The organism is Stagnihabitans tardus, from assembly GCF_009925085.1.
GTDB lineage: Bacteria > Pseudomonadota > Alphaproteobacteria > Rhodobacterales > Rhodobacteraceae > Stagnihabitans > Stagnihabitans tardus.
The window spans coordinates 1-26,373 of record NZ_JAABNR010000013.1; the positions used below are offsets into that span (position 1 = coordinate 1).

Below are 26,373 nucleotides of genomic sequence, written 5' to 3' on the forward strand. Positions count from 1 at the left end.
TGCCGCCCCCCGAGCCCCCCGCCTGGAGGAGCCCGCGGGGCCCCTCCAGACCTCCCGCGGGATATTTGCGCCAAGTTGAAAGGAAGGGTCGGTTTTGATCGGTGGATATGTCGCTTTTGAGCCTTAAGCGCCGCATTTGCCGGGCGAAGGGGCGCGGTTTGGGCGCATAACGGCGGCAAACGGATCTGGAGGCTTTCATGAACGAACAAGTGGCAGGACGGCGGGCGCGCGGCGGTGGCGGGGCCTCGCGGCGGGCGGAACGGACGGCGGTTTCGTTCGAAACCGCGCGGTTCATCGAACGCAACATCCCGAACTTCGAGATCCTGAACGAAGAAGCGCTGCAGATCATCGAGCACAATGCCGAGACGATCCTGGAAGAGATCGGCGTCAACTTCGTCGAGAACGAAGCGGCGCTGCAGCGCTGGCGCGATGCCGGGGCCGATGTGCGGGGCGAGCGGGTCCATATCCCCCGGGGCCTGGCGCGCAAGCTGTGTTCCACCGCGCCTTCGAGCTTTACCCAGCATGCGCGCAACCCGGCGCGGAATGTGGAAATCGGCGGGCGGAACCTGGTCCTGGCCCCGGTCTATGGCCCTCCCTTCGTGCGCGACATGGAGGGCGGGCGGCGTTATGCCACCATCGCCGACTTCCGGAATTTCGTGAAATTGGCCTATATGTCCAAGTGGCTGCACCATTCGGGCGGCACGGTCTGCGAGCCGACCGATGTGCCGGTGAACAAGCGCCACCTGGACATGCTGCTCGCCCATATGACGCTGTCGGACAAGCCCTTCATGGGCTCGGTCACCGCGCCCGAGCGGGCGGCGGATTCGGTCGCCATGGCGAAGATCTTGTTTGGGTCGGATTTCGTCGATCAGAACACGGTGATGACCTCGCTCGTGAACATCAACTCGCCCATGACCTTCGACGGGATCATGATGGGCGCCTTGGAGACCTATGCGGCGGCCAACCAGGCCTCGATCGTCTCGCCCTTCATCGTGGGCGGGGCCATGGCGCCGGTGACGGTGGGCGGCACGCTGACCCAGGTGCTGGCGGAAGTGCTGGCGGGCGTTTCGTATTCCCAGCTGGTGCGGGCGGGCTCGCCGGTCATCGCCGGGGCCTTCGTGACCTCGATCGACATGAACTCGGGCGCGCCGACCTTCGGGACGCCGGAAGCCAGCCACATCACCTATGGCGTGGGGCAACTGGTGCGGCGTCTGGGCCTGCCCTACCGCTCGGCGGGGGCCTTCTGCGGGTCGAAGCTGCCCGACGCCCAGGCGGCTTACGAATCGGCGAACAGCCTGAACATGGGGCTTTTGTCGGGCGTGAACTTCATGCTCCATGCCTGCGGCTGGCTGGAGGGCGGGCTGGTCTCGTCTTACGAGAAGTTCGTCATGGATGCCGATCAGCTCGGCACCCTGCACCACATGGCCAAGGGCATCCTGATGGATGAAAACGGCCAGGGTATGGATGCGATCCGCGAAGTGGGTCCGGGCGGCCATTACCTCGGCTGCGAACACACCCAGGCCAACTTCAAGACCGCCTTCTGGCGCACCGATCTCCTGGACTACAAGCCCTTCGAGACCTGGGCCGAAGAGGGCTCGCGCGACACGATGCAGCTGGCCAACGAGCGCTGGAAGAAGATGCTGAACGACTATGTCCAGCCCGAGCTGGATGTCGCCAAGACCGAGGCGCTGGAGGCTTTCGTGGCCGAGCGCAAGGCTTCGGAGCCTGACGCCTTCATCTAAGCGATGTTTGAAAATGAAAAGGCCCGCCGGTTCCCCAAACCGGCGGGCCTTTGCTTTTTCGAACCCGGATTGTCGCGAGGGTGGCGACAATCCGATTGTTGTGCGATCTGCGACAATCAGACCAGGCGCAGGTCCGGCGGGTTGCGCGGCAGAAGGCTGACCTCGGCCATCAGGGCGATCATCACCTCGATATGGCGGGCGACCGAATAGCCGGCATCGCCGCGCTGACGGGTCTCTTCCATGCGCTCTTCCTCGGACAAGAGCTTGGGAATCGAGCGGTCGGGCGCCGGTTGCCCGTCGATCAGCCGCTTCAGGTCGCGGTCGCGGCGGTATTCGGCCAGGCCCAGACGGGCGGCGCGAATCAGCAATTGCGGCCGGCGCAGGTCGGCCAAGAGGGTGCGGAAATCGGTGCGGTTCGCAGACATGGGCAGCACTCCGTTTCGAATCTGGATACAATCACTCTGCCACAACTCAACCTGGCGTTGCGCAACCGCCGTTTCAACCGTGCGATGGTTACCAAGATGTTTAAGATTTCGAAACAATTATAGCGAAAGTCTCAGATTTTAACTCTTGGGTAACCAATGCCACTCACGGTTGCAGAAGTGCACAAATCGAACATGCGGTTGGAAGGGCCCATGACGGAAATGACCCAGATGCAAAATCCGAGCCTCCGTCCTGACCTGCCTGCCTGGGTGCCGGGGGCCGTGCGCCTCTACCTGGACCACACCGAACAGGGCCTGTCGTTTCGTGCCATTGCGCGCCGCGACGGCTGCCATGCCTCGACGGTCCTGCGCCAGGTGCGCCGCTACGAAGGGCGACGCGACGATCCCTTGCTGGATGAGGCGTTGTCGGCCCTGGTCAGGGCGGATGGAGAAACCCCCTGTTCAGCCATGAAGGAAGACCCCATGTCCGCCCCGATCCGCCACCAGACCCTTGATGACAAGCAAATCGCCCGCGAGGGCCTGCGCGTCCTGCGCCGCCTGGCCGAACCGGGCTCGGTCCTGGCCGTGGCGCCCGACATGGAAAAGGCTGTGGCCATGCGCGAGTTTCCCGATGGGCGCAGCGCGCGGACCGGGGTCGTGGACCGTGCCTTCGCCCAGGCCTTCGCGCTGAAGGACTGGATCTCCATCCGCAAGGCGGGGCGGGTGACGAGCTATGAGCTTTCCGCCGTGGGGCGCATGGCCCTGAAGCGGATGCTGGAGACGGAGGAGGGCACCAAACAGGGCCTGGCCGAGGCGCCCATGGTCTTTGGCCACCAACACCGCGAATGGGCCGAGCGCGAGATCGCGACCGAGGAGGGTCCGCGGCGGATGCGGTATAACCTGGCGGAAAGCCCGGTGGCGGTGCTGGGGCGGCGCCGCGACAAGGATGGCAAGGTCTTCCTGACGCCCGAGCTGGTCGATGCGGCCGAACGCCTGCGCGAGGACTACGAGCTGGCGCAGATGGGCCCCCGCGTCGCGCAGAACTGGGAGCGCTTCCTGACTGGCTCGGACCGGGGCGGCTTCCGCTCCGATGGCCTGGCCGAGGGGCCCCGCGCGGCACGCGACCGGGTGGCGGCAGCGCTGCGCGACCTTGGCCCCGGCCTTGGCGATGTGGCTTTGCGGGTCTGCTGCTTCCTCGAAGGCATCGAGGCGGCCGAGCGCCGGATGGGTTGGGCCGCGCGCTCGGGCAAGATCGTCCTGCGCATCGCGCTGATGCGCCTGCGCCGGCATTACGACGAGACCTATGGCCGCTCGGGCCCGCTGATCGGCTGAGGGTGAGGCCCCGGGTCAAGCCCGGGGCACCGCAGCACTCCGGCGCCCCGGGCTTGACCCGGGGCCTCGGCGGCAGGGACGGGGGGGGGCAAGGACGGGGGGCTTTGCCCCCGTTTCACTTACTTCGCCGACACCGCCTTTTTCAGCTCGGTGCCCACCTTCTTCAGCTCGGCATCGGCCTCGGTGACGATCTCGGGCAGGCCATCGACCAGCTTCAGGATCTTCTTGGCGTCCTTCAAGAGCGCGATCTCTTTCTTGAACTTGTCGCGTTGCGCCTTGGCCTCGGCCAGGAGCTTGCGCATCCGGGTCACATCGGTGTTGGCTTCCTTCACCAGCTGGGCCGCATTGCGCAGGTCCTCCTTCAGCGCTTCACGGGCCCCGGCGAGGGCCTTGGCCACCTTCTTGCGCAGCGCCTCGAGCTCGGCCGCGCGGTCCTCGAAAGCCTCGGCGCTGAAGCCCTCCTTGTCGGCCTCCTTCTCGCGCTGCTTTTCCGCCTCGCCCGAGCCCTTCTCGAGCTCTTTCTCGACCACATGTTTCAGCCAGGCCGGGTATTGCTTGGGAAAGGCCACGAGGAACTTGTCGACTTTGAAGCGGAAGGTCGCGGCCTCGTGCAGCTCTTTGCGGGTGGCCTCGATCTTGTCCACCATCTTGGCCTTGGGCGCAGGCGCCTTGCCGCCGCTGGACTTCAAGAGCTTGGCCACGGCATCCGAAAGCTTTTCGACCGTGTCGCCCAGGACCTCGCATTCCTTGCAAAAGGTGCTCAGCGTCTTGACCTCGGTCGTGATCTCGCGGCAATCGGCGTCCAGATCAGACTGGGCGGCCACGACGGGCTTGTGGACGGACAGCTCCTTCAGCGTGTCGCCCTTGACCCCCGCCTTGATCGCGCCCTGGATCGCGGCGCGGAAGGCTTTTTCGTGCTGGTCCAAGAGCTTGTCCCGGGCCGTCACGATGGCAAACAGCTTCTTGGCCTGGGCCAGGCCATAGACTTTGAGCTTCATTTCCAGCTTCGCCCAGTCGCGGTCGATCTTGCTCCAGTCCTCGGCCATGGTCACCTCCATCCTTGTCGATCATGCATGGCAGCCAGTCACTGCACGGAACACCTTTTCGTCTCATGGGTCAAAGGCTATGTAACGGGGAATTATCGCGGGCCTTTGGCCGGAGGAGTGGTGATGCGTGACCTGACGAAGCCCGAAGAGCGCCACCCCGAAAAGGCGCATCGCGCCGACAATCCCCAGCCGAAGAAGCCGTCCTGGATCCGCGTCAAGGCGCCGACCTCGGAGGGCTACAAGCAGACCCGCGACATCCTGCGCGAGAAAAAGCTGGTCACGGTCTGCGAGGAAGCGGGCTGCCCGAACGTCGGCGAGTGCTGGAGCCAGGGTCACGCCACGATGATGATCATGGGCGAGATCTGCACCCGCGGCTGCACCTTCTGCAACATCGCGACCGGCAAGCCCTCGTCCCTGGACGCTTTCGAGCCCGGCCGCGTTGCCCATGCCGTGGCCGAACTGGGGCTGAAGCATGTCGTTGTGACCTCTGTTGACCGCGATGACCTGGAGGACGGCGGGGCCGATCACTTCGCCCAGACGATCCGGGCGATCCGTCACCGGTCTCCCAACACCACGATCGAGGTCCTGACCCCCGATTTCCTGAAATGCCCGCCCTCGGCGCTGGAGGCGGTCGTGGCCGCCCGTCCGGATGTCTTCAATCACAACCTGGAAACCGTCCCCGGCCTTTACGCCGAGGTCCGCCCCGGCGCGCGCTATTTCCACTCCTTGCGGCTCTTGCAGCGGGTGAAGGAGTTGGACCCCACGATTTTCACCAAATCCGGCATCATGGTGGGCCTGGGCGAGGATGCGCCTGCGGTGAAACAGGTCATGGACGACATGCGCTCGGCCGATGTCGATTTCCTGACCGTGGGCCAGTATTTGCAACCGACGCCGAAACACCACGCGGTGGCGCGCTTTGTCACGCCCGAGGAGTTCAAATCCTATGAGACGGCGGCCTGGGGCAAGGGCTTCCTGATGGTCTCCGCCACGCCGCTCACGCGGTCAAGCTACCACGCGGGCGACGACTTCGCCCGGCTCAGGGCCAACCGGATGGCGGCGCTCGGGCGGTAAGGGGTGGCGGGTTGAAACCCGCCCTGGACCAGCGCAACCCATGAAGACGAGGCGGAACGTTTTTGGCCGCCCGATGGATCGGGTAGGGCGGGTGTCAACCCGCCCCTCTGCTGGTCAACTGGGCGGCAGGAAGGGCTGCGAGATCTCGGCAAAGACGGGCAGCGCCTCGGCGCGGGCGGAAAAGGCGGCCAGGCGCGGGGGCAGGGACAGGCCATGGGCCTCGGTCACAAAGCGCAGGGCGCAGGCCACCGCGATATCGGCATGACCGAGCGCGCCGAACCACCATTCCTCCGGGCAATCCTCCTCCAGCGCCGCCAGGACCTGACCCAGCTGCGCCGCACAGCGCGCCTCCCAGACCGGGGAGGTCACCTCATGCAAGCGCCGCTCGTAGAACAGCGAGACGGCCTTTTCCGCCAGCCCCGTGCCCAGCGTTGCGACTTTCAGCGCCCGGTGCCTTGCGGGCTCGTGGCGGGGGAACATCACCAGGCGCTTGTTCACCCGGTGATCGAGGTAATCCAGGATCATGTGGCTGTCAGTCAGGACGAAACCGTCCTCAAGCACCAGGGTCGGCACCCGCATCAAGGGGTTGAGCCGCGCAATCTCGGGCCCGTCGCCAAAGACCGACAGGGGGCGGTGTTCGAACGCCATGCCGTAAAGCTTCAGCGCGATGCCGACGCGGCGCACGAAGGGGCTGTCATATTGGCCGATCAGGATCATGGGCTGACCGCCGGAACGGCTTTCAGATAGGCGACCAGGGCCTTGACGTCGCTTTCCGCCAGATGGCCCATATTGTCCACCACATGGGCCATGGCCCCGCCGACAAAGTCGAAATCGGGCGTGGCCCCGGTGGTCAGATAGGTCAGGATCTCGTCCTCGGACCAGTCGAGCCCGCCCGGGGTGATGTTGGGCACCTTGGCCCCGGCCTCGATCACCCCGCCGCCCAGCCATTTCGCGGTATCGAGCCCGCCAAGCCCGTTGCGCGGCGTATGGCATTCGCCGCAATGGGCCATGGCCTCGGCGATATAGCGGCCGCGCTCGACCTCGGGGGTCAGGTTGCCGGTCAGCACATAGGAGGGGTTGCCGAACAGGAGCTTCCAGCCGCCCAAAGACCTGCGGATGTTGAAGGGAAAGCCCACCTCATGCGGCTGGCTCGCCACATCCGAGGCCGGAAGCGTGCCGATAAAGGCATGGAGGTCGACGATGTCCTGTTCGGTCATCTTGGCATAGGCCACGTAGGGCATGGCCGGGTATTCGTGGCTGCCATCGGGCAGGACGCCATCCTGGACGGCATGGATGAACTGCGCCAGCGTCCAGTCGCCGATCCCCTCTTTCGAAGGAGAGATGTTCGGCGCAAGGAAAGTCCCGAAGGCCGTGGCGAATTTCTGCCCGCCGGACAGCAGCCTCACCGCCTCGCCCTTGGCCTCTGGCGCCGCATGGCACGAGGCGCAGCCCGAGGCCCAGAAGACCGTCTCGCCATGGGCGGGGTCGGGGGTCAGGGCCTCGGCCGTGGCGGTGGCGCGGGTCGTGGGGGCGGTCAGGAACCAGCCGATCGCGGCCCCCATCACGGCCAAGGCAAGCAGGCGGCGGAAAAGTCGACCCATGGAAATCTCCTGTTTGCGCCAGCCTGACATGGGGCGCGGCTTCGGGCAAGCCATGCTCACGCGGGCGTGACGGCCTCAGGGCCCGGGCCTGCCGTTGACCCGCAGCGCCTCGGGCCAGAACCGGATCGTCTCGATCCCGACCAGCAAAAGGCAAAGGCCCACAGTCACCGGGACCACGGCCACGCGCCCGGGCGGGCGGCAGAGCCATGTGACCATGCGCCGAAAGACCGTCATTCCGAGAAGCGGACCTTGCCGATATGGGGCAGGTTGCGGTTCCTCTGGGCGAAGTCGATGCCATAGCCCACGACGAATTCGTCGGGGATCTCGAAGCCGGTCCAGTCGGCGCGGATCTCGACCTCGCGGCGCGAGGGCTTGTCCAGAAGCGCGCAGATCTTCAGCCGCCGGGGCTCCCGCGACATGAGGAGCCGCTTGACATGGGACAGGGTAAAGCCCGTGTCGATGATATCCTCGACCACCAGCACATCGCGCCCCGCGATTTCTCCGCGCAGGTCCTTCAGGATCTTGACCTCGCGCGAGGAATGCATGGCGTCGCCATAGGACGAGGCTTCCAGGAAATCGACCTCGCAGGGCAGGGGGATTTCGCGGATCAGGTCGGCGATGAAGATGAAGGAGCCGCGCAAGAGCCCCACGACGACCAGCTTTTCCGTGCCCTTGAAATGCTCGGTGATCTCGCGGGCCAGCTCTTCGACCCGGGCCGCGATGGCCTTGGCAGAGATCATCTGGTCGATCACATAGGGACGCTCTTGCATCTGGGCTCTTTCCTTTGCACCGGGGGAAATTGCGCCCCCGCTTGCGGGAGGGCCTTGATTTCCGTCTGGGCACAAGACAAATCCCGCCTGACCCCGCCTTTGCAAGGGAAAAGAACATGCGCCACGCCGAGGAGAAGTTTCTCCCCCACACGCCTGCCCAGATGTTCGACCTGGTGGCCGATGTGGCGCAATATCCGCAGTTCCTGCCCTGGACCGCCGCCGCCCGCATCCGCTCGCAAAAGCCAGTCCCGGGCGGCGAGGTGATGGAGGCCGATCTCGTGATCTCCTTCAAGCTCTTCCGCGAGAAATTCGGCTCACGCGTCACGCTCCTGCGCGAGGAGGGCCGCATCCTGACCGAGTATATCGACGGCCCCTTCCGGCATCTGAAATCCGAATGGCGTTTTGCCGAGGCTCCGGGCGGCTGCAAGGTCGCCTTCGAGGTGGATTTCGAGTTCCGCAACGCGATCCTGGCGGGCGTCATCGGCCTGGTCTTCAACGAGGCCATGACCCGCGTCGTCCGCGCCTTCGAGGCGCGCGCCAAGGCGCTTTACGGCTGAGGGGAGCGCGGGCGGAAAGCTGCGCCTCCGGCGGGAGGATTTCAGCCAATTTGAAAGGGCAGGGGGCGCCGATTGCGAGGCGACTGGGGTTGTCCTGGTCCGGCTGAGGGGAACGCTTGGGGGAAAGCTGCGCCTCCGGCGGGGATACTTGGGCCAAATTGAAAGGGCAGGGCGCGGAACCCTTGCGACTGGGGGCCAATCCGGCAAGCTGATCGCGTCGATCTCCCGGCGTCCTGGTTTCATTGGTCCAGAAATATCCCGGGGTGAGGCCGCAGGCCGAGGGGCAGCGCCCCTCTCTTCCCCGGGCGCCGCAAGCGCGCGGATTTGGGAAGCGGGCTCTCGTTTCGCTGCGTAGCCCGGGGTATACCCCGGGGCCTAGTCCGGCCAGCTGATCTGCCCCCCGCCGACCGAGGCGCGGACCCCGGTGGTCATGGGACCCGAGGTCGGCAGGCCGCGCCGCACGCGGGCCGCCAGGTAGGCGAAGGCCTGGGCCTCGAGCATGTCGCCGTTCAGCCCGGTGGCGTCGATATCCTCGACGCCGGGAAGCTTTGCCCGGAGCGCCGCCATCAGGGCGGCGTTCAGGCGGCCCCCGCCCGCCACCAGAAGCCGCGAGATCGGGGCGGGGAAATGCTCGGCCCCGCGGGCCACGGCCTCGGCGGCGGCCTGGGTTAGGGTGGCGGCCGCATCGGCATCGGAGAGATGGGCCACCCAGGGCAATAGGTCGTGAAAGGCGTTGCGGTCCAGGGACTTGGGCGGCACCTTGAAGAAATAGGGCGAGGCGAGGAACCGGGCGATCACCTCTGCGTCGGGCCTGCCCGAGAGGGCCAGCGCCCCGCCCTCGTCCAGGGCCTGACCGCGCCGCTCCTGCATCAGGTCATTGACCGGCGCATTGGCAGGCCCGGTGTCGAAGGCCAGGAGCGCGCCGGGCGCCTCGGGGGAAGTCAGGCGCGGATCGACCCAGGTCAGGTTGCCCACGCCCCCGAGGTTCAGGAAGGCCAGGGGTTCGGTCGCGCCCAGTCGGCGGCCAAGCGCATGGTGGAAAAACGGCACCAGGGGCGCGCCCTGGCCCCCCAGCGCCACATCTGCGCTGCGGAAATCCCAGACCACCGGCAGGCCGAGCGCACTGGCCAGGACCTGGCCATCCCCGGCCTGGTGCGTCCCCCGCCCGCCGGGATCATGGGCCAGTGTCTGGCCATGAAAGCCCACCAGCGCCACGTCCGCGAACCGGCTGGCCACCTCGACATGGGCGGCCTCGACCACCTCGGCCGCCGCGCGGACCGGGGGATCGCCCGGCCAGGCCCCAAAGCCCGCCGCGATGGTCGCCCGCTCGGCCTCGGCATAGGGGCGAAAGGCATGGGGGCCGAAATCCAGCACCCTGATGCCGTCGGTCAGCACCATGGCCGCATCGACCCCGTCCAGCGAGGTCCCCGACATCATCCCCAGAACCCAGAGCGGTTCGTCCTTTTCCTTCACCTGCGCCCCCGCTATACGACTTCGGTCAATAATGCATGGGGGAGCCATGACCTACCACCCGAAATCCGACTTCCTGCGCGTGATGATCGAGCGCGGCTACCTGGCCGATTGCACCGACTACCAGGCGCTGGACGAGGCCTTCAAGGCGGGGGTCGTGCCGGGCTATATCGGCTTCGACGCCACGGCCAAGTCGCTGCATGTGGGCTCGCTCATCCAGATCATGATGCTGCGCTGGCTGCAAAAGTGTGGCGGCAAGCCCATCGTCCTGATGGGCGGGGGGACGACGAAGATCGGCGACCCCTCCTTCCGCGCCGACGAGCGCCCGCTGCTGACCGATGACCAGATCGGCGACAATATCGCAGGCATCAAGCGCGCCTTCTCGCCCTACGTCACCTTTGGCGAGGGGCCGAACGATGCGGTCATGGTCAACAATGCCGAATGGCTGGACGGGCTGAACTACATCGGCTTCCTGCGCGACATCGGGCGGTATTTCTCCGTCAACCGGATGCTGTCCTTCGAATCGGTGAAGTCCCGGCTGGATCGCGAGCAGTCGCTCTCTTTCCTCGAGTTCAACTACATGATCTTGCAGGCCTATGACTTCCTCGAGCTGAACCGCCGCTACGGCTGCCTGTTGCAGATGGGCGGCAGCGATCAATGGGGCAACATCGTCAATGGCGTGGACCTGACGCGGCGGGTGGTCGAGCACGAGGTCTATGGCCTGACCTCTCCGCTTCTGACGACCAGCGACGGCAAGAAGATGGGCAAGTCGCAAAACGGCGCGGTCTGGTTGAATGCCGAGATGCTGAGCCCTTACGAGTTCTGGCAGTTCTGGCGCAACACGACCGATGCCGACGTGGGGCGTTTCCTGAAGCTTTACACCGAGCTGCCCCTGGACGAATGCAACCGCCTGGGCGCGCTTCAGGGCTCCGAGATCAACCAGGCCAAGATCGCTCTGGCCAATGCGGTCACGGGGCTCTTGCATGGGGCGGAGGCTGCGGCGGCGGCGGAGGCCACGGCGCGCGAGGTCTTCGAGAAGGGCGGCGTGGGCGATGACCTGCCCACCCTGCACCTGACGGTGGCCGAGGTGGCCGAGGGGATCACGCTCGCGCAGCTTTTCGTCCGGGCGGGCCTGGCGCCCACCGGGAAAGAGGCCAAGCGGCTGATCCTCGATGGTGGGGCGCGGGTCAATGACGAGATCGCGCTGGATGCGGGCCAGCGGTTCGGGGCAGGGGAGCTGGCCGATCCGGTCAAGCTGACCGCGGGCAAGAAGCGTCATGCCTTGGTGGTTCTGGGCTGACCTGTCGAGAGAGACCTGCGCAAAGACATGGAACGCCAAGGGGGGACCCTTGGCGTTCTTGCTTTCCCGGTTGGCGTCGCCCTTGGGCCGACCCCCGGGGAGGGTTTCACACCCTCCCCGGACCCCTCCCGTGGGAGTATTTGAGCCAAGTTGAAAGGGAAGTGGCGCCTGGTCTTGGGGGAGGTTCAGGGGCCGAAGAGGCGCGTGAGGTCGCGCGACAGGGCGGGCCAGGGTGAGAGGCGGGCGCGGAGTTCGGGCGAGGGGGTCAGGCTCTCGACGAAGCCCGCGCTGACGAGGCGCTGGAGGTTGTGGCCTTTGCCGGCCATGGCGGCGTCCAGCCTTCCGAGGAAGGCTTGCACCCCGGGCGGGAAGGGGGAAGCCGGGTTTAGGGACTGGGCAAAATCCCCAAGGAAGATATGGGGATAGAGGCCACCATTCCAGTTTTCGAATTGGGCGCGCTGGAGGTCAATGGGCGCGCAGGAGGTCCATGGCGCGCTCTTCCGCCTCGGCGCTGGCCCCGATGAAGGCATGGGCCTCGGCCAGGAAGCGGGTCTCGATCACGCGGCTTCGGCGGCCTCGATGGCGGCGATGGTGGCCTCCAGCGCCAGAAGGATCGAGGCGTGGCGGTTGCGATAGTCGCGCGCGGGCAGCAAGACCTCGTAGTCGTCGAAGGGGGCGGAGGGGGGCGGGCCGCCCTCTTTCAGCATGGAGGTCAGCTGGGTGCGGGCGGCTTCCAGCTCGGGCCGCGTGCGACCGAGGACCCTGGCCCCAAGGATCGCCGCAGAGGCCTGTCCCAGCGCGCAGGCCCGCACATCCTGGGCGAAGGCCGCGACCTTGCCCTCCTGGATCGTGACATCCACGGCGATGGTCGAGCCGCAGAGCGGCGAGCGCTTCTTGGCGCTGCCCTGGGGGCTGTCCAGCTTGCCCAGATACGGGATATCGGCCGCCAAAGCGAGGATACGGCCGGAATAGAGGGAGACGAGGTCGCTGTCGCTCATCTGGGGCGTCCTGAGGGGTTGATGATCGCTGGCCATGGTCAAGGCGGCGCTTTGACCTTAGATAGCCCCTGTTCCCGCCCGCGCCAAGGAGAGCCGATGACCAAATCCTTCGATCCCGCCAGCCTGACCTATGACGCGAACGGCCTTTTGCCCTGCATTGCCCAGGACCATGCCACGGGCGAGGTCCTGATGCTGGCCTGGATGAATGCGGCCTCGGTCGCGCGCACGCTGGAGACCGGCAAGGTCACCTATTGGTCACGCTCGCGTCAAAGCTTCTGGGTCAAGGGCGAAAGCTCGGGTCACCACCAGGCCCTGGTGGAACTGCGGCTCGATTGCGACCGCGATTGCCTTTTGGCGCTGGTCACCCAGGAGGGACCGGCCTGCCACACCAACCGGCGGTCGTGCTTTTACACCGCCATAAGGCAGGGCGAAGAGGTCGAAATCCTGGCGCCGATGGTCTGACGCCTTCAGCCCCGGTCCTGCCGCAGCCGCTGCATGGGCCAGCCGGGGCGCAGGGTCGCGACAGGCTCGCCCGACAAGAGCGCGGCCTCGCGCCGTTTGAGGCGGGCAATCTCGCGGCGGATGTCGGAAAGTTCGGTCGCGACGCGATGGGGAGAGAGGCTTTCGGCCCAAGGCGGGGCGGAGGGGGAGGGGCTGTGCGGGGTGACCTGGGTCATGGTGGGCTCCGTTCTGGACCAGGCAAGATTGGCACGCCAAGATTGGCACGCAGGGGTTAACCAAGTCTTTGCGCCCGCGCCCTGCCGAAAATTCGAACACTTTCCCGCAACTTGGCGCCCGAAGCCCGGCTTGCCCGCGCCAAGGCCTGTTGCCCCCTCGCGGCACTTGTGGCAAGACGCTGACAGCGGGTCGGGACCTTGTCCGGCCCTTCCCAGTTGTCGCAGAACATCCGGATGCCTCAGATGACCGATTTTGCCTCCCGCCGCGTGACGATGGTCGACACCCAGGTCCGCCCGCAGGACGTGACGAAGTTCCCCATCATCGCCGCCATGCTCTCGGTCCCGCGTGAGGCCTTCGTGCCCGAAGCGGCGAAAGAGGCGGCCTATGTCGGGCAGAACCTCAACCTTGCGCCCGGCCGTGTCGTGCTGGAGCCGCGCAGCCTGGCCAAGCTTCTGGACGCGCTGGATGTCGAGCCCGGCGAGCGCGCGCTCGTCGTGGCGGCGGGCTATGGCTATTCGGCTGCCGTGCTGGCCGAGATGGGGGCAAAGGTCACCGCGCTGGAAAGCGATGCCGCCATGGCCGAGGCTGCCAGCGCGCGGCTTGGCTCCGGGGTCCAGGTGGTCACCGGGCCGCTGGCCCAGGGCGTCAAGGGCTCTTACGACCTGATCCTGATCGAGGGCGGCATCGAAACCCTGCCCGAGGCTTTGGCCGCACAATTGAACGAAGCGGGCCGCGTCGGCGCAATCTTCATGGAAGGTGCCCTTGGCATTGCGCGGATCGGGCTTAAGTTGGATGGCAAGATCGGCTGGCGCCAGGCTTTCAATGCGACGGCGCCTGTCCTGCCCGGGTTCGAAGCCCGTCGCGGGTTCGTGCTTTAAACAGGGTCGACCAAGACCCGGGCAGGTTGGCGCCGCGACGGGAAGCCGCCGGGTGCCTCAGATGAGGTGGATGATGCGCAAGCTCGTGGCAAGATTGATGATGGGGGTCGCGCTGATGGCCCCCGCGATGGCCTGGTCCGAAAGCCTGAGCGATGCCTTGGTCGCGGCCTATCGCAACTCCCATCTCCTGGAGCAGAACCAGGCCGTGCTGCGCGCCGCCGATGAAGACGTGGCGACCGCCGTGGGCTCGCTCTTGCCGGTGTTGAGCTTCCAGGCGAAATACGGGTTCTCGCGCAATTCGGACCCGAGCTTCTTTTCGGCAGCGGAATCGACCTCGGGCAGCCTGACCCTTGCGCTGAGCCAGACGCTCCTGGATTTCGGGCGCGGCAAGCTGGGCGTCGAGATCAAGGACGAACTGGTCCTCGCTGCCCGCGCCTCGCTGGTCAATGTCGAGCAACAGGTGCTGCTGGACGCCATTTCGGCCTATGTGAACATGTCCCTGCAGACCGACCTGGTCGCGGCGCAGCAATCCAACGTCCGGCTGAACTCCGAAGACCTGAAGGCCGCGCAAGACAAGTTCGACGTGGGCGAGGTCACCAAGACCGACGTGGCCCTGGCAGAGGCGCAACTGGCCTCGGCCAAGGCGGCCCTGGCCTCGGCCCAGGGCAATTTCAACATCGCGCGTGAGCGTTACAAGGCCGCCATCGGCCATTACCCCGATGCGCTTTCCCCGGTGCCCAATGCCAAGATCGCGGTCCGCACCGTCGAAGAGGCGCGGGCCCTGGCGCTGCGCAATCATCCGGTGATCGAGCAGGCGGGCCACCAGGCCAAGGCGGCCGATCTGGGCATCGAACTGGCCAAGGCGCAGTTCCGGCCCGAGCTTTCGGGCACGGTCTCTATCTCGCGCAGCCTGGATGAAGAAGGGTTCTTCAACTCCAATGAGAATCAGTCGCTTGGCCTGACGCTGGACCAGACGATCTATGCCGGGGGGCGGCTCTCTTCGGGGCTGCGTTCGGCGGTGGCCTCGTCGCAGCAGGCCCATGCGGCGCAGTTGCAGACCGGGGTCCAGGTGTCCGAGGCCGTGGGCAAGGCCTGGTCGAACATCCTGGTGGCCAATGCCTCGCTGATCGCCAACCGCGAGCAGATCCGTGCCGCCCAGGCCGCCTATGACGGGGTCAAGCAAGAGGCCGACCTTGGCAGCCGGACCACGTTGGACGTGCTGTCGGCCGAGCAGACCCTCTTGTCGGCCAAGGCGGCCGCGCTGCAAGCCCAGGCGAATCTCTCGGTCAGCCAATATGCGCTTTTGTCGGCGATGGGGCTTCTGACCGCCGAAGACCTGCGCCTTGGCGTGCCGACCTTCGACCCGGAGGCCTATTACAACGCGGTCAAGACGGCGCCTGCGACCTCGACCCGGGGTGCGAAACTTGACAGAATTTTGAAGACTCTCGGCAAATAAAGCGCAATCTGCGTGGAAAATTAACCAAAGCCGGGCTTAGCTTGAAGGCGGGGTCCGGCTGTCCTATTCTGGCGGCAGGCTCCAGAGTGGGCGAATGAACAGGCGACGGGCGAGGCTAACCCATGTCGGATGCAAAGACGGCGGCTGAGATCGAGGATATCCTTTCGTCGATCCGGCGACTCGTCTCTCAAGACCGCAAGCAGGCGACAGCTCAGCGCCCGCAGATCCTGTCGCGGCTGGTGGTCGAGGATCGGTTGATCCTGACCCCCGCGCAACGGGTCAAGCCTGCGCCGAGCCGTCCGGTCGCCACCGTCACGCCGCTGAAACGGCCCGAGGCGCCCTTTTGGCCGGAAACCGCCGAATCGGTCGCTCCGCGCCCCGTGGACGAAGCGCGCGTGGTGAAGCCGGCCGAGGCACCGAAGCCGCAGGTGGCCCCGGTCGCAAGCCCCGAGCCCTTGGGTCGTCTGCATCTGAAGCCCGCCCCGGTCGAGGCGAAGCCCGCCGATGCCCTGGCCTGGGAGGCCGAGATGGGCGATGCCGCCCCCGACCTCGCCAGCCTCGACTGGTCCAGTTTCACCTTCGCGCGCCGCCCCATGGCCGAGACCTATGCCGCCCGCAGTCGCGCGGCCGAGCGCCTGGTCGCAAGTCAACCTGCGCGGAGCGCGCCCAAGGTGCAAGAGGTCCCGCCGACCGACCTCTCCGCCCCGCCCTCCGCCGCCGAAGAGGCAGAGCCGGTCGAGCCCATCCTTCAGGAAGAGGACAGCATCTTCTCCGAAGAGGTCTTGCGCGAACTGGTCCGCGACCTGATCCGCGAGCAGTTGCAAGGCGACCTGGGTGAGCGGATCACGCGCAACATCCGCAAGCTGGTCAAGGCCGAGATCGCCCGTGCCATCTCGGTCCAGTCGCTGGAATAGGGGCAGGGTGCCCGCAAGCCCTGTTGCACCGCCCAAGGCGCCCGAGAGGGCGCCTTTTGTTATCCATCAAGCCTTTGGATGCTTTCCTTCATGGTTTCTTTAGGCTGCGGGGTCCAAGCCACGGCTTGGCGCCATTGGACATGACCTGTCCGAGAGCGCTGCAAGGGATCTTCCGTTAGGCAAGGCGCGGCGTTCCGGCAGGGATCCCGCTCTCGGAACAGCCCCCGTTTTGCCCAAGCCCATTCGCCACAATAAAAAACGCGCCCCAAGCGGGGCGCGTGAAACGGCAATCTCTGTGGCGCAGCCCTCAGGCGGCGTCGGCATGTTCCAACTCGGCGGCGTGACGACGCTCGCTCTCTTCGCGCGAGAGGGCGACCGAGGTGCGCACGCCCTTGGCCACGAATTCCATCAGACCCTTGACCACGCGCTCGTTCGGGTCGATCCCGGCGCAGGACAGCACTTCGCGCCCATCGCGCGAGCGCGCCCAACGGGCGATCTGGTCCGGGCCATTGCCATATTTTTTGTCATCCGCGATCGCATCGTCCAGGGCGGCAAGCACGACGGCGGCAAAAAGCTTGCGCGCGCGCTGACCCTGTTCGAAGTTGAATGCCGTGCTGTCGACGAAATCGGCCATGGCGGTTCCTGTTCTTCCTTGCTCTTGTCTTTCCCGACGTTCCGCGCTTGTAACGGTTTGGCGACGATTCGTCATACCACTCAGGACAAGCCCGCCTTGCGTCTGGTGCATGGCTTCCGAGCGGTTAACCACAATCTGGTTGCCAAGGTGGCGCGGAACCCACGATATATGGGGCTGCGCCCAAATCTTTCAAGATTGCGCCGCATTTTCGCCATTTTCCGGATTGTCCCCATGACCCAAGCCCCCGCAGCCCCCTTGACGATTCCAAAGGAGGCGATCCGTGCCGCCGTCCAGGAGGCCGCGCGCAAGGCGATCCTGCCGCGCTTTCGCCAGCTGACCGCGGCCGAGGTCGCAACCAAGACCGGCCCGCAGGATATCGTGACGGCCGCCGACCTCGAAAGCGAGGCGCTGATCACCGAGGCCCTGGCCCGCGAATGGCCCGGCATGGCGCTTCTGGGCGAAGAGGGCGTGGCGCGGGATGCCTCTTTGCGCGAGAGGATGGGGCAGGAGACCTGCGTGATCCTCGATCCCGTTGACGGGACTTGGAATTTCGCGGCTGGCCTTGGGCTTTTCGCGGTGCTTCTGGCGGTGGTGCAAGAGGGCCGGGCGGTTTGGGGGATGAATTACGATCCCCTTCTCGGCGACTGGATCGAGGCCGATGCCGAGGGCGCCTTTTGGGTCACGGCTCAGGGGCGGCGGCGCCTGCAGACGGCGCCCGCAAAGGCGGCGTCCCAGCTGATCGGCTATGTGCCGCATGGGCTTTTCGCCGGGGCGCAACGGCGGGCCTCGCTCCTGGCGGGGGAGGGCTATGCGCGGGTGACCTCGCTGCGCTGTGCGGCGCATGAATACCGGATGCTGGTCTCGGGCCAGGTCGATTTCATGATCTCGGGCCCCGTGGCGCATCCTTGGGACCATGCGGCGGGGGTGCTGGCGGTGCAGGCTGCGGGCGGCGTGGCGCGCTTCCTGGACGGCTCCGACTATACGACCGCGCGGCGTGAGGGCGCGATCCTTGCGGCCAGCAGCCCCGAGGTCTGGGCGCAGGTGGCTAAGGACTTCGCCGCCCTGCGCTAGGCGATGAGCCGCAGGGGCGCGCCCTGGGCCCAGGCCCGGGCCGCCTCGCCAAAGGCCTGGAACAGCGGGCGCGAGACCGGGTCATCGGCCGCGTTCCACTCCGGATGCCATTGCACGGCAAGCGTAAAGCCCTTGGCGTCGCGGACATGGATCGCCTCGGGCGTGCCATCCTCGGCCTGGCCCTCGATCACGATGCGGTTGCCGGGGCGCATGATGCCCTGGCCATGCAGCGTATTGGTCATCACCGAGGTCGCGCCGAAGAGCCGGTGGAAAATCCCGCCCTCGGTCAGCTGGACCACATGGCGCAGCGCGAATTGTTCGTGCAGCTGGCCATCGGGCGGCATGCGGTGGTTCATCCGCCCCGGAATCTCGCGGATTTCGGGGTGCAGGGTGCCGCCCATGGCGACGTTCAGCTCTTGAAAGCCCCGACAGATACCGAGGAAGGGCTGGCCGCGGTCGACGCAGGCCCGGATCAGGGGGAGCGTGATGGCATCGCGGGCGCGGTCGAAGGCACCGTGGGCGGGGGTCTCTTCCTCGCCATATTCGGACGGGTGGACGTTGGGCCGCCCGCCGGTCAGAAGGAAGCCGTCGCAGGTCTCCAGGAGCTCCTCGACCGAGACGAAGGCGGGGTCGGAGGGGATGATCAGCGGCATGGCGCCCGAGACCTCTGCCACGGCGGCAGCGTTCATCGTGCCGCTCGAATGGATCGGGTAGCGGTCGTTGAACAGGCTGTAGTTGCCGATGATGCCGATGACGGGACGTTTTTTGCGGTTCATGATGATTTCACGACGGTTTCAGCGAATCTAGGTCAGGAAGCCTGGAACGAAAAGCCTTGAAATTGCGCAAAGCGGCCCTGATGGCTTGATCATGGGCGCACAATGGCGCCAAATCGGGCGAAATCCCCGTGATGGAGCCCAATATGCCCAAACCCCGTGCGCGCGATCTTGGCCTGCCCTTCCCGGGCACGCCTGGGCCCTTCAACGCGATCACCGATGTGGCGGGGGTCGAGGTGGGTTTTTGCACCCTGACCGATCCGGCCAAGGCGATGCGGACCGGCGTGACGGCGGTCTTGCCTCGGCGCGAGGTGGGGGCTCCGGGGCCGGTCTGGGCGGGGCAGTTCACGCTGAACGGGAACGGAGAGATGACGGGGACGCATTGGATCAACGATGCGGGCTATTTCATCGGGCCGATCTGCATTTCGAACACCCATGCCATCGGCGCGGTGCATCATGGCGTGACGGAATGGATGATCGAGACCTATGCCGACTGGTTCCAGACCGAGCATTCCTGGGCCATGCCCGTCGTGGCAGAGACCTATGACGGCATCCTCAACGACATCAACGCTTTGCATGTCGGGCCCGATCACGCCAAGGCGGCGATTGCAGCGGCGAAGGGGGGCTATGTCGAAGAGGGCTCCACCGGCGGCGGCAATGGGATGATCGCCTATGAGTGGAAGGCGGGGACGGGGACCTCGTCGCGCAAGATCACGCTGGGAGGGCAGGGGTTCACGGTGGGGGCCCTGGTGCAGGCCAACCATGGGCGGCGGCCCTGGTTCCAGGTGCTGGGCAAGCCTGTGGGCCAATTGATGCCCGAGGGGGCCTGGCGAGAGAAGGAGCAGGGCTCGATCATCGTGGTGATCGCCACCGATGCACCCCTGTCGCCCCTGACGCTGCGGCACCTGGCGCGGCGGGCAAGCATGGGGGTGGCGCGGGGGGGCACGCCTTCGGGCAATTCCTCGGGCGATATCTTCCTGGCCTTTTCGACGGCCAATGCCGGGCCCATGCCGCAAGCCGGCTGGCCTCTGATCAGCCGGACCGAGATCAACCAGGAGATCTGCGACCCGCTATACCTCGCCGCGACCGAGGCGGTGGAGGAGGCCATCGTCAACGCCATCGTGGCGGGGGTCGATGTGGCGGCGGTCAAGCCCAAGGGGATGGTGGTCAAGGGCATCGACACCGCGCGGCTTGCGGCGCTGTTCAGCTGAGCTCTTTGCAGGCTCTGCCGTCCCGGGCTTGAGCCCCTGGACCTCGACCCCAGGGGCGTGACCTTGCCGTCGAGGCCCCGGGGCTCAAGCCCGGGGCGGCGGGGAGTGGGGGATGCGGCAGCGTCAGATCACCTTGGCGGCAGCCTCCAGCGCGCCTTGGCCATGCGGGATGCCAAGCGCCTGCAAGCCCGCCTCGATCACCGCCAAGGCTCCCAGCGTCATATGTCCATTCACATGGCCCATATGGGCGATGCGCAGCCAGCCCGAGGCCTTGGGGTCTGCCTCGGTCCCCATGCCAAGCCCCACGCCCAGCGTCAGGCCATGGGCCGTCACCCAATCGCGCAAGGCGGCCGCATGGGGGGCGCCGAACTGCACCGAGGTGACCGAACGGCCCCGCGCCTCAGGATCGGCGACGTTCAGGCGGATCTCGGGATTGCCCCTTCCCCAGGCCTCGACCGCGGCCCAGACGGCCTGGGCCAGCCGCTCATGCCGGGCCCAGAGCGCGGGCAGGCCCTCTTCGCGCAGGATCATGGTCAGGCTCTCCCGCAAGCCGTAAAGGTGATGGGTCGGCGCGGTGCCGAACCAGTATTGCCAGAACTCGGCCGGATCGGCGCGGCGGGTCCAGTCCCAATAGGGCGTGCGCAGCCGCGCGCCCTCTCCTGCCGCCCTGGCCTTGTCGGAGAACCAGACAAAGCCCATGCCGGGCGGCGTCATCAGCCCCTTTTGACTGGCGCCGAGCAGGACATCGACGCCCCAATCATCCATCCGCACCTCGTCGCAGCCGAGAGAGGCCACGCAGTCCAGCGCCAGGAGCGCATCGGAGCCCGCCGCATCCATGGCCGCCCGGATCGCCGCCACATCGCTGCGGACCGAGGTCGCGGTATCGACATGGGTCACCAGCACGGCCCGGGTCGCGGGGGCCGCGCGCAGGGCCTTGGTCACCGCCTCTGGGTCGGCGGGGCTCCGCAGGCCGAAGTCGATGACCTGCGGGTCAAGCCCCAGGCCCCGCAGCACATTGGCCCAGCCATGGCCGAAGGTGCCGCAGGCCAGAAGCAGCACGGGATCCCCCGGCGAGAAGAGGTTGGTCGCCATGGCCTCCCAGGTGCCGTGGCCATTGCAGAGATACATGGCCAGGTTGCCCCTGGTCCCGGCCAGGGTCTTGAGATCAGTGGCGATCCCGGCCGCCATGGCCTCGATCTCGGGCGCATAGATATCCGGCGCGGCGCGGTGCATGGCGGCCAGCACGCGGTCGGGCAGTACAGAGGGGCCGGGGATGGCGGTGTAATGGCGTCCGGTCATGGGGCTTCCTGCGCAACGGGGGATGGGCCAAGGGGTAGGGTCTGGCGCGGGCAAGGTCAACTGAGGTTGCGAGCCGGCGCAGAAGTGCCTAAGTCGGGGTCTGACCAAGGAAAGGGCTGCAATGGGACTGCGCGAGAGGTTTCTGGACTGGCAAAGGCAGCTGACGGCGGCCTATGGCAGCGACATCTCGACGCCAGCGGCGCGGCGGGCGGCCTGGTGGCATTTCCAGCTGATGGACCATGCCTTCCTGCGGGTTCTCTGGAGCAATCTGCACCAGATCGCGCCGGGGGTCTGGCGGTCGAACCAGCCCTCGCCGGGGCGGCTGGCGACCTGGGCGCGGCGGCTGGGATTGAAGACGGTGATCAATCTGCGCGGGCGGCCGCAGGAGGGGTTCTTCCTCTTCGAGCAAGAGGCGACCGAGCGGCTGGGTCTGACGCGGATCGACCTGAGTTTTTCGGCACGCCGCGCGCCCCATGGCTGGCAACTGGTCGAGCTGGTCGATCTCTTGACGGGGCTGCAGAAGCCTGTCCTGATCCATTGCAAGAGCGGGGCGGACCGGACGGGGCTTGCGGCGGCGATCTATCTCCTGGCGGTCGAAGGCAAGAGCCTTCAGGAGGCCATGGGGCAATTGTCGCTGCGCTATCTGCATCTGCGGCGGTCCAAGACCGGGATCATGGACGAGATCCTTCTGTGCTATGGCGAGGAGGCGCGGGGGCGCAGTTTCCGGCAATGGGCGGAAGAGGATTACGACCGGCTGCGGATCACCGAAAGTTTCAAGCGGCGGCTCGGTGGAGCGCCGCGGTTCTGAGAGGGCAAGATGGAACGGCGCATCGTGGGGCTGGAGGGGGCGGATGTCCTGCCCTTCCTGCAGGGTCTGGTGACGAATGACGTGCTGCCCCTGGCCAAGGGGAAGGGTCTGGTCTGGGCGGGGCTTCTGACGCCCCAGGGCAAGTACCTGGCGGATTTCTTCGTGGGAAACGACGGGGGGGGGCTCTTCCTCGACCTGCCCGAGCCCATGGCCGATGGGGTTTTGCGGCGGCTGACGATGTATCGGCTGCGGGCGGATGTGCGCTTTGTGGCCCGCGAGACGGGCGTGGTGCGGGGCCTTGGGGCGGCGCCCGAAGGCGCGCTGGCCGATCCGCGCCATGAAGCCCTGGGCTGGCGGCTTTACGGCGCGGGGGCAGAGGCCCAGGTCGATTGGGACGCGATAAGGGTCGAGGCAATGGTGCCCGAAAGCGGCATCGAACTGGTGCCGGAGGAAAGCTATCCGCTGGAACTGGGCTTCGAGCGCCTGCGCGGCGTCGATTTCCGCAAGGGCTGCTATGTGGGCCAGGAGGTCACCGCGCGGATGAAGCACAAGACCGAGCTGCGCAAGGGCCTGGTGCGGGTGGCGCTGGAGGCGCCTGTTCCCGTGGGGACGCCGGTCACCGCTGCGGGCAAGGAGGCGGGGGCGGTCTATACGCAATCGGGCGGGCGGGGCCTCGCTTGGCTGCGCTTTGACCGCACCGAGGGCGCGATGGAGGCTGCGGGGGGCGCTGTCCGGCTCGCGCCCTGATTTTTCTGCGAAAAATCGGGGCTCGCCGGAGGGGGGCGATTTTTCTGCGAAAAATCGGCAGCTGAGCGGGGCTCAGCTGCGGGACAGGATCTCGTCCAGCAGGCGATTGGCCTCGGTGGCGGGGGCGACCAGCTTGCTGCGGTCCTCGCCGGGGAAGAAGCGGGCGCGGGTGGCCGTGGGCATCGGGCGCGGCGATGCGATGACCACGCGCGGACCGATCTTGACCGTTTCGGCCTGCCAGGAGCCGGCCAGCGCGATTTGCGCCGCCTTGGAGGCACCATAGGCGCCGAAGAACTTCTGCCCCGCGCGCGGGTCGTCGAAGAAGACTGCCGTGCCCTGACCGATCTTCAACAGCGGCTCGACCATCGGGATCAGTTGCCCCGTGGCGCGGATATTGGTGGCCAGCGCCTTCTCCCAGTCCTTCTGCGCCAGGGAGCCCGCCGGGGTCAGGGGGGTGGCATGGATCGCGGCATGGGCCCAGAGCTGGAGACCGCCCCAGCGCTGATGGATGGAGAGGCAAAGGTGGCGCATGGCGTCGTCACTGGTGATGTCCATCGGCGCCAGGGTCAGGGCACCCGCGCCGGGCAGTCCATGGGCCTTGACGCGGTCATCGAGTTCCTCGAGCCCGCCCACGGTGCGCGCCACCGCCACGACATGCCAGCCGCGCAGCGCCAGCGTCTCGGCGAGCGCCGCGCCCAGACCCCGCGAGGCGCCGGTGACGAGGGCGAGTTTGGTCTGGGTCATCATGCGCTCCGTCTGACGGCAGGCCCCGGGGGATCGCACCCCCGGATCCAAGTGGGATCTTTGGGAAAAGGTGAGAGGGAATTAGGCCGGGGGCGCGGAAAGCGCAAGGGCGGGTGGAGGGCCCCACAGCGGGAAGCGGGGGACTGCCGTCCCCCGCACCCCCTGCCTCGGGGGCTTTCACAGCCCCCGAGACCCCCGTGGGATATTTGGGCCAATGTGAAAGGGGGGGCTACTTGCCGGTCTGGGCGATCTCGGCCAGGCGGGCCTCGACCAGGGCCAGGACGAGGGGCTCGGGCAGGGGATGGGATGGGGTGAAAGAGATGGCTCCGGGCGTGGTCTTGAAGGCGGCGGTCAGGTCTGGGAACTGGGGGATGACGGTGCCGGAATGGGGGTAGTAGCCGCAATTCCGCGCGAAGGCGGCATAGCCTGCGACCATGCGGCCCTTGGGGCCGGGCTGGCGGAAGCCGGGCATCTTGTAGGAGATCACCTCCAGGTGGTCGGGCAGCCGCGCCTTCAGGATGGCGCGCAGGCGGGTCAGAGCCTGGGTCTGATCCTCGGGCAGGGCGGAGATATAGGCATCGACGTCGGACACGGGGCTCTCCCTTTGCGCCAAGGATCGGCGCCAAGGGGGGGCGGGTCAAGCCGGGATGAGGGCGCCCTTGGGCCGATCAGGGCGGGCCCCTGGAGCCTGGCGAAGCTGCGCCCGCGCAGGCGGGCGCCTCCTTGGCCTACTCGGCCGCCTTCATCTCGAAACCCTCTTCGACCTTGTCCGAGGGCACTATCGGGTAATCGCCCGAGAAACAGGCGTCGCAGAACTTGGGCGCCTTGGGGTCGCGGCCACCCGCCTCCCCGGCGGCGCGGTAAAGCCCATCCAGCGAGATGAACTTCAGCGAGTTGACCCCGATCCAGTCGCGCATCTCGTCCTCGGACATGGTGGCGGCGAGGAGTTTCGAGCGTTCGGGCGTGTCGACGCCGTAGAAGCAGGGCCAGGCCGTGGGGGGCGAGGCGATGCGGAAGTGGACCTCTGCCGCGCCGGCATCGAGGATCATGTCCTTGATCTTGCGGGACGTCGTGCCGCGCACGACCGAATCGTCCACCAGGATAACCCTTTTGCCCTTGATCAGCGCGCGGTTGACGTTGAGCTTCAGCCGCACCCCCATGTTGCGGATCGACTCGGTCGGTTCGATGAAGGTCCGGCCCATGTATTGGTTGCGGATGATGCCCATGCCGAAGGGGATGCCGCTTTCATGCGCATAGCCGATGGCCGCAGGCGTGCCCGAATCGGGGACCGGGCAGACGAGATCGGCCTCGACCGGCGCCTCGCGCGCCAGCTCCACGCCGATCTGGCGGCGGGTCTCATAGACCGAACGTCCGCCGATGATCGAATCGGGGCGCGAGAAATAGACCTGCTCGAAGATGCAGAACCGGCTGGCAGGCGCGCCGAAGGGCCGGGTCGAGGTGATCTTGCCATCCTCGATCACCACCATCTCGCCCGGCTCGATTTCGCGGACGAATTCGGCGCCGACGATATCCAGCGCGCAGGTCTCCGACGACAGCGCCCAGGCCTGGTCGCCCAGACGGCCCAGCACCAGGGGCCGCACGCCCAGGGGGTCGCGCACGCCGATGAGCTTGGTGCGGGTCATGGCGACGACCGAGAAGGCGCCTTCGACGCGGCGCAGCGCGTCTTTCATGCGTTCGGGAATCGTCTTCTGGATCGAGCGCGCCATCAGGTGGATGATGCATTCCGAATCCGAAGAGGACTGGAAGATCGAGCCGCGCTCGATCAGCTCGCGCCGCAGCGCCGCCGCATTGGTCAGGTTGCCGTTATGCGCAATCGCCGCCCCGCCCATCGAGAACTCGCCGAAGAAGGGCTGGACGTCGCGGATCGCGGTGGCGCCCTTGGAGCCTGCGGTCGAATAGCGCACATGGCCGATGGCCAAGGGCCCCGGCAGGGTCGACATCACATCGGCCTTGGTGAAATTGTCGCGGACATAGCCGAAGCGGCGGGCCGAGTTGAAACCGCTGTTCGGATCATGGGAGACGATCCCGCCCGCCTCTTGCCCCCGATGTTGCAGCGCGTGAAGCCCCAGGGCCACGAAGTTGGCGGCATCGCCAACCCCGATCACGCCGAAAATCCCGCACTCTTCCTTCAGCTTGTCATCATCGAACGGATGGGCGAGGGGGGGGCGCTTCATGGGACCTCCAAGGCTGACTTGGGGTTCCTTTAGGCTTTTGCGGGGGCAGTGTCACCCCCGAAACGTCAGCCGCCGGTGGTGGGGGTCGTCGAGCCAGCGGGGGCTGCACAAACCGCGGTCAGGCTGTCGTATTGCGCGGTGACCTGGGCCATCAGGTTTTCCGGGATCATGTCCTGGACATCGCCCGTGACCCCCGCAAAGACCGAGGCCGAGCGGGACTTGGCGACCATGTCGATGGTCTGGCCGGCCATGTCATAGACGACGAAGGCGGCGGCGACCAAGAGGATGCCACGTGCGGCGCCGAAGAAGAAGCCAAGCGCCTGGTCGAGCCCGCCCAGGACCGAACGCTGGACGACGGAAGAGAACAGCGGCGTGAAGAGCGAGGCCAGGATCAGGCCCACGGCAAACACGGCGAGGAAGGCCGCGATCATCGACAGCTCGCAATTGTCGCCGATCATCCCGCTCAGCACCGGGATCTCCTTGACCAGCGGTTGGGCCGTGCCCGCGAAGAGAAATGCCAGCACTGCCGCGCCGACCCAACCCGCGATGGCCATGATCTCGCGCACGACGCCCCGCGAATAGGCGAGGATCGCCGACAGAAGGATCACACCGGCCACGACGCCGTCGATGATGGTAAAGCTGTCCATAACTCTCTC

The 26,373-nt window shown here is 66.7% G+C and carries 30 protein-coding genes; 13 read left to right on the forward strand and 17 right to left on the reverse strand.

Annotated features, from left to right (window positions below):
• The first annotated feature begins 197 nt into the window (after positions 1–197).
• Positions 198–1,742 carry a trimethylamine methyltransferase family protein gene (locus GV832_RS14110; RefSeq protein ID WP_168775531.1) on the forward strand — a complete coding sequence of 515 codons (1,545 nt, stop codon included), beginning with the start codon at positions 198–200 and terminating at the stop codon, positions 1,740–1,742.
• A gap of 116 nt (positions 1,743–1,858) precedes the next feature.
• On the opposite strand, the gene GV832_RS14115 is transcribed toward GV832_RS14110, so the two are convergent.
• Complete coding sequence (locus tag GV832_RS14115; RefSeq protein WP_168775532.1) at positions 1,859–2,167, reverse strand: DUF6477 family protein; 309 nt, start codon at positions 2,165–2,167, stop codon at positions 1,859–1,861.
• A gap of 210 nt (positions 2,168–2,377) precedes the next feature.
• Here GV832_RS14115 and GV832_RS14120 point away from each other — a divergent pair, with 210 nt between their 5' ends.
• Entirely contained in the window at positions 2,378–3,496 is a 1,119-nt protein-coding gene (locus GV832_RS14120; protein WP_435531765.1) for a DUF6456 domain-containing protein, read from the forward strand.
• Positions 3,497–3,615: 119 nt separating this feature from the next.
• Here the strand turns inward: GV832_RS14120 and GV832_RS14125 are convergent, their stop codons facing one another.
• Positions 3,616–4,542: a hypothetical protein gene (locus tag GV832_RS14125; RefSeq protein WP_227754427.1), complete on the reverse strand. Its 927-nt coding sequence runs from the start codon at positions 4,540–4,542 to the stop codon at positions 3,616–3,618.
• 123 nt (positions 4,543–4,665) lie between these two features.
• Here GV832_RS14125 and lipA point away from each other — a divergent pair, with 123 nt between their 5' ends.
• Positions 4,666–5,613, forward strand: a complete 948-nt coding sequence (lipA, locus tag GV832_RS14130; RefSeq protein WP_168775534.1) for a lipoyl synthase — start codon at positions 4,666–4,668, stop codon at positions 5,611–5,613.
• A gap of 114 nt (positions 5,614–5,727) precedes the next feature.
• Here the strand turns inward: lipA and GV832_RS14135 are convergent, their stop codons facing one another.
• From GV832_RS14135 to hpt, 4 genes are all read right to left on the reverse strand, one after another.
• Positions 5,728–6,330, reverse strand: a complete 603-nt coding sequence (locus GV832_RS14135; protein ID WP_168775535.1) for a glutathione S-transferase family protein — start codon at positions 6,328–6,330, stop codon at positions 5,728–5,730.
• Positions 6,327–7,214, reverse strand: a complete 888-nt coding sequence (locus GV832_RS14140) for a cytochrome c (RefSeq protein ID WP_168775536.1) — start codon at positions 7,212–7,214, stop codon at positions 6,327–6,329. Before GV832_RS14140 ends, GV832_RS14135 begins: the two co-directional genes overlap by 4 nt.
• A 75-nt stretch (positions 7,215–7,289) precedes the next feature.
• The gene (locus GV832_RS14145) at positions 7,290–7,448 is read right to left on the reverse strand and encodes a hypothetical protein (protein WP_168775537.1); all 159 of its coding nucleotides are present in this window, start codon (positions 7,446–7,448) and stop codon (positions 7,290–7,292) included.
• Complete coding sequence (gene hpt, locus GV832_RS14150) at positions 7,445–7,984, reverse strand: hypoxanthine phosphoribosyltransferase (RefSeq protein ID WP_168775538.1); 540 nt, start codon at positions 7,982–7,984, stop codon at positions 7,445–7,447. Before hpt ends, GV832_RS14145 begins: the two co-directional genes overlap by 4 nt.
• A 116-nt stretch (positions 7,985–8,100) precedes the next feature.
• Here hpt and GV832_RS14155 point away from each other — a divergent pair, with 116 nt between their 5' ends.
• Positions 8,101–8,541 carry a type II toxin-antitoxin system RatA family toxin gene (locus tag GV832_RS14155; RefSeq protein ID WP_168775539.1) on the forward strand — a complete coding sequence of 147 codons (441 nt, stop codon included), beginning with the start codon at positions 8,101–8,103 and terminating at the stop codon, positions 8,539–8,541.
• 375 nt (positions 8,542–8,916) lie between these two features.
• Here the strand turns inward: GV832_RS14155 and GV832_RS14160 are convergent, their stop codons facing one another.
• Positions 8,917–9,978: an anhydro-N-acetylmuramic acid kinase gene (locus tag GV832_RS14160; RefSeq protein ID WP_265332516.1), complete on the reverse strand. Its 1,062-nt coding sequence runs from the start codon at positions 9,976–9,978 to the stop codon at positions 8,917–8,919.
• Between the two features lie 82 nt (positions 9,979–10,060).
• Here GV832_RS14160 and tyrS point away from each other — a divergent pair, with 82 nt between their 5' ends.
• On the forward strand, positions 10,061–11,311 hold the full coding sequence (gene tyrS / locus GV832_RS14165) for a tyrosine--tRNA ligase (protein ID WP_168775541.1): 1,251 nt from the start codon (positions 10,061–10,063) through the stop codon (positions 11,309–11,311).
• Between the two features lie 185 nt (positions 11,312–11,496).
• Here tyrS and GV832_RS14170 read toward each other — a convergent pair whose 3' ends face one another.
• Together GV832_RS14170 and GV832_RS14175 are read right to left on the reverse strand one after the other, a co-directional pair.
• Positions 11,497–11,637, reverse strand: a complete 141-nt coding sequence (locus GV832_RS14170; RefSeq protein WP_168775542.1) for a hypothetical protein — start codon at positions 11,635–11,637, stop codon at positions 11,497–11,499.
• A 231-nt stretch (positions 11,638–11,868) separates the two neighbouring features.
• Positions 11,869–12,309: an iron-sulfur cluster assembly scaffold protein gene (locus tag GV832_RS14175; RefSeq protein ID WP_168775543.1), complete on the reverse strand. Its 441-nt coding sequence runs from the start codon at positions 12,307–12,309 to the stop codon at positions 11,869–11,871.
• Between the two features lie 96 nt (positions 12,310–12,405).
• Here GV832_RS14175 and hisI point away from each other — a divergent pair, with 96 nt between their 5' ends.
• On the forward strand, positions 12,406–12,771 hold the full coding sequence (gene hisI / locus GV832_RS14180) for a phosphoribosyl-AMP cyclohydrolase (protein ID WP_168775544.1): 366 nt from the start codon (positions 12,406–12,408) through the stop codon (positions 12,769–12,771).
• A 5-nt stretch (positions 12,772–12,776) separates the two neighbouring features.
• Here the strand turns inward: hisI and GV832_RS14185 are convergent, their stop codons facing one another.
• Positions 12,777–12,986, reverse strand: a complete 210-nt coding sequence (locus GV832_RS14185; protein WP_168775545.1) for a hypothetical protein — start codon at positions 12,984–12,986, stop codon at positions 12,777–12,779.
• Positions 12,987–13,229: 243 nt separating this feature from the next.
• Here GV832_RS14185 and GV832_RS14190 point away from each other — a divergent pair, with 243 nt between their 5' ends.
• From GV832_RS14190 to GV832_RS14200, 3 genes are all read left to right on the forward strand, one after another.
• Positions 13,230–13,865, forward strand: coding sequence for a protein-L-isoaspartate O-methyltransferase family protein (locus GV832_RS14190; protein ID WP_168775546.1), 636 nt, complete (start codon positions 13,230–13,232; stop codon positions 13,863–13,865).
• Positions 13,866–13,926: 61 nt separating this feature from the next.
• Positions 13,927–15,321: a TolC family outer membrane protein gene (locus tag GV832_RS14195; RefSeq protein WP_227754428.1), complete on the forward strand. Its 1,395-nt coding sequence runs from the start codon at positions 13,927–13,929 to the stop codon at positions 15,319–15,321.
• 122 nt (positions 15,322–15,443) lie between these two features.
• A complete protein-coding gene (locus tag GV832_RS14200; protein ID WP_168775547.1) occupies positions 15,444–16,235 on the forward strand; it encodes a hypothetical protein in 792 nt (263 codons plus the stop codon).
• A gap of 307 nt (positions 16,236–16,542) precedes the next feature.
• Here GV832_RS14200 and GV832_RS14205 read toward each other — a convergent pair whose 3' ends face one another.
• Positions 16,543–16,869 carry a DUF6280 family protein gene (locus GV832_RS14205; protein ID WP_168775548.1) on the reverse strand — a complete coding sequence of 109 codons (327 nt, stop codon included), beginning with the start codon at positions 16,867–16,869 and terminating at the stop codon, positions 16,543–16,545.
• A 255-nt stretch (positions 16,870–17,124) separates the two neighbouring features.
• Between GV832_RS14205 and GV832_RS14210 the strand changes: the two genes are divergently transcribed.
• Positions 17,125–17,940, forward strand: coding sequence for an inositol monophosphatase family protein (locus tag GV832_RS14210; protein ID WP_168775549.1), 816 nt, complete (start codon positions 17,125–17,127; stop codon positions 17,938–17,940).
• Here GV832_RS14210 and GV832_RS14215 read toward each other — a convergent pair.
• Entirely contained in the window at positions 17,937–18,716 is a 780-nt protein-coding gene (locus tag GV832_RS14215) for a gamma-glutamyl-gamma-aminobutyrate hydrolase family protein (protein ID WP_168775550.1), read from the reverse strand. The genes GV832_RS14210 and GV832_RS14215 overlap by 4 nt on opposite strands.
• A gap of 143 nt (positions 18,717–18,859) precedes the next feature.
• On the opposite strand from GV832_RS14215, the gene GV832_RS14220 reads away from it, so the two are divergent.
• Positions 18,860–19,924, forward strand: coding sequence for a DmpA family aminopeptidase (locus tag GV832_RS14220; protein WP_168775551.1), 1,065 nt, complete (start codon positions 18,860–18,862; stop codon positions 19,922–19,924).
• 123 nt (positions 19,925–20,047) lie between these two features.
• On the opposite strand, the gene GV832_RS14225 is transcribed toward GV832_RS14220, so the two are convergent.
• Positions 20,048–21,223 (reverse strand): pyridoxal-phosphate-dependent aminotransferase family protein, encoded by a 1,176-nt coding sequence (locus tag GV832_RS14225; protein WP_168775552.1) that lies wholly within the window; start codon positions 21,221–21,223, stop codon positions 20,048–20,050.
• Positions 21,224–21,344: 121 nt separating this feature from the next.
• On the opposite strand from GV832_RS14225, the gene GV832_RS14230 reads away from it, so the two are divergent.
• Together GV832_RS14230 and ygfZ are read left to right on the forward strand one after the other, a co-directional pair.
• Complete coding sequence (locus tag GV832_RS14230; protein ID WP_168775553.1) at positions 21,345–22,031, forward strand: fused DSP-PTPase phosphatase/NAD kinase-like protein; 687 nt, start codon at positions 21,345–21,347, stop codon at positions 22,029–22,031.
• A 9-nt stretch (positions 22,032–22,040) separates the two neighbouring features.
• Positions 22,041–22,778, forward strand: a complete 738-nt coding sequence (ygfZ, locus tag GV832_RS14235; RefSeq protein WP_168775554.1) for a CAF17-like 4Fe-4S cluster assembly/insertion protein YgfZ — start codon at positions 22,041–22,043, stop codon at positions 22,776–22,778.
• A 72-nt stretch (positions 22,779–22,850) separates the two neighbouring features.
• Here ygfZ and GV832_RS14240 read toward each other — a convergent pair whose 3' ends face one another.
• From GV832_RS14240 to GV832_RS14255, 4 genes are all read right to left on the reverse strand, one after another.
• Positions 22,851–23,522, reverse strand: coding sequence for an SDR family NAD(P)-dependent oxidoreductase (locus tag GV832_RS14240; protein WP_168775645.1), 672 nt, complete (start codon positions 23,520–23,522; stop codon positions 22,851–22,853).
• Between the two features lie 229 nt (positions 23,523–23,751).
• A complete protein-coding gene (locus tag GV832_RS14245) occupies positions 23,752–24,114 on the reverse strand; it encodes an iron chaperone (protein WP_168775555.1) in 363 nt (120 codons plus the stop codon).
• Between the two features lie 136 nt (positions 24,115–24,250).
• Positions 24,251–25,717 carry an amidophosphoribosyltransferase gene (gene purF / locus GV832_RS14250; RefSeq protein ID WP_168775556.1) on the reverse strand — a complete coding sequence of 489 codons (1,467 nt, stop codon included), beginning with the start codon at positions 25,715–25,717 and terminating at the stop codon, positions 24,251–24,253.
• Between the two features lie 65 nt (positions 25,718–25,782).
• Positions 25,783–26,364: a CvpA family protein gene (locus GV832_RS14255; RefSeq protein WP_168775557.1), complete on the reverse strand. Its 582-nt coding sequence runs from the start codon at positions 26,362–26,364 to the stop codon at positions 25,783–25,785.
• Positions 26,365–26,373: the final 9 nt, after the last annotated feature.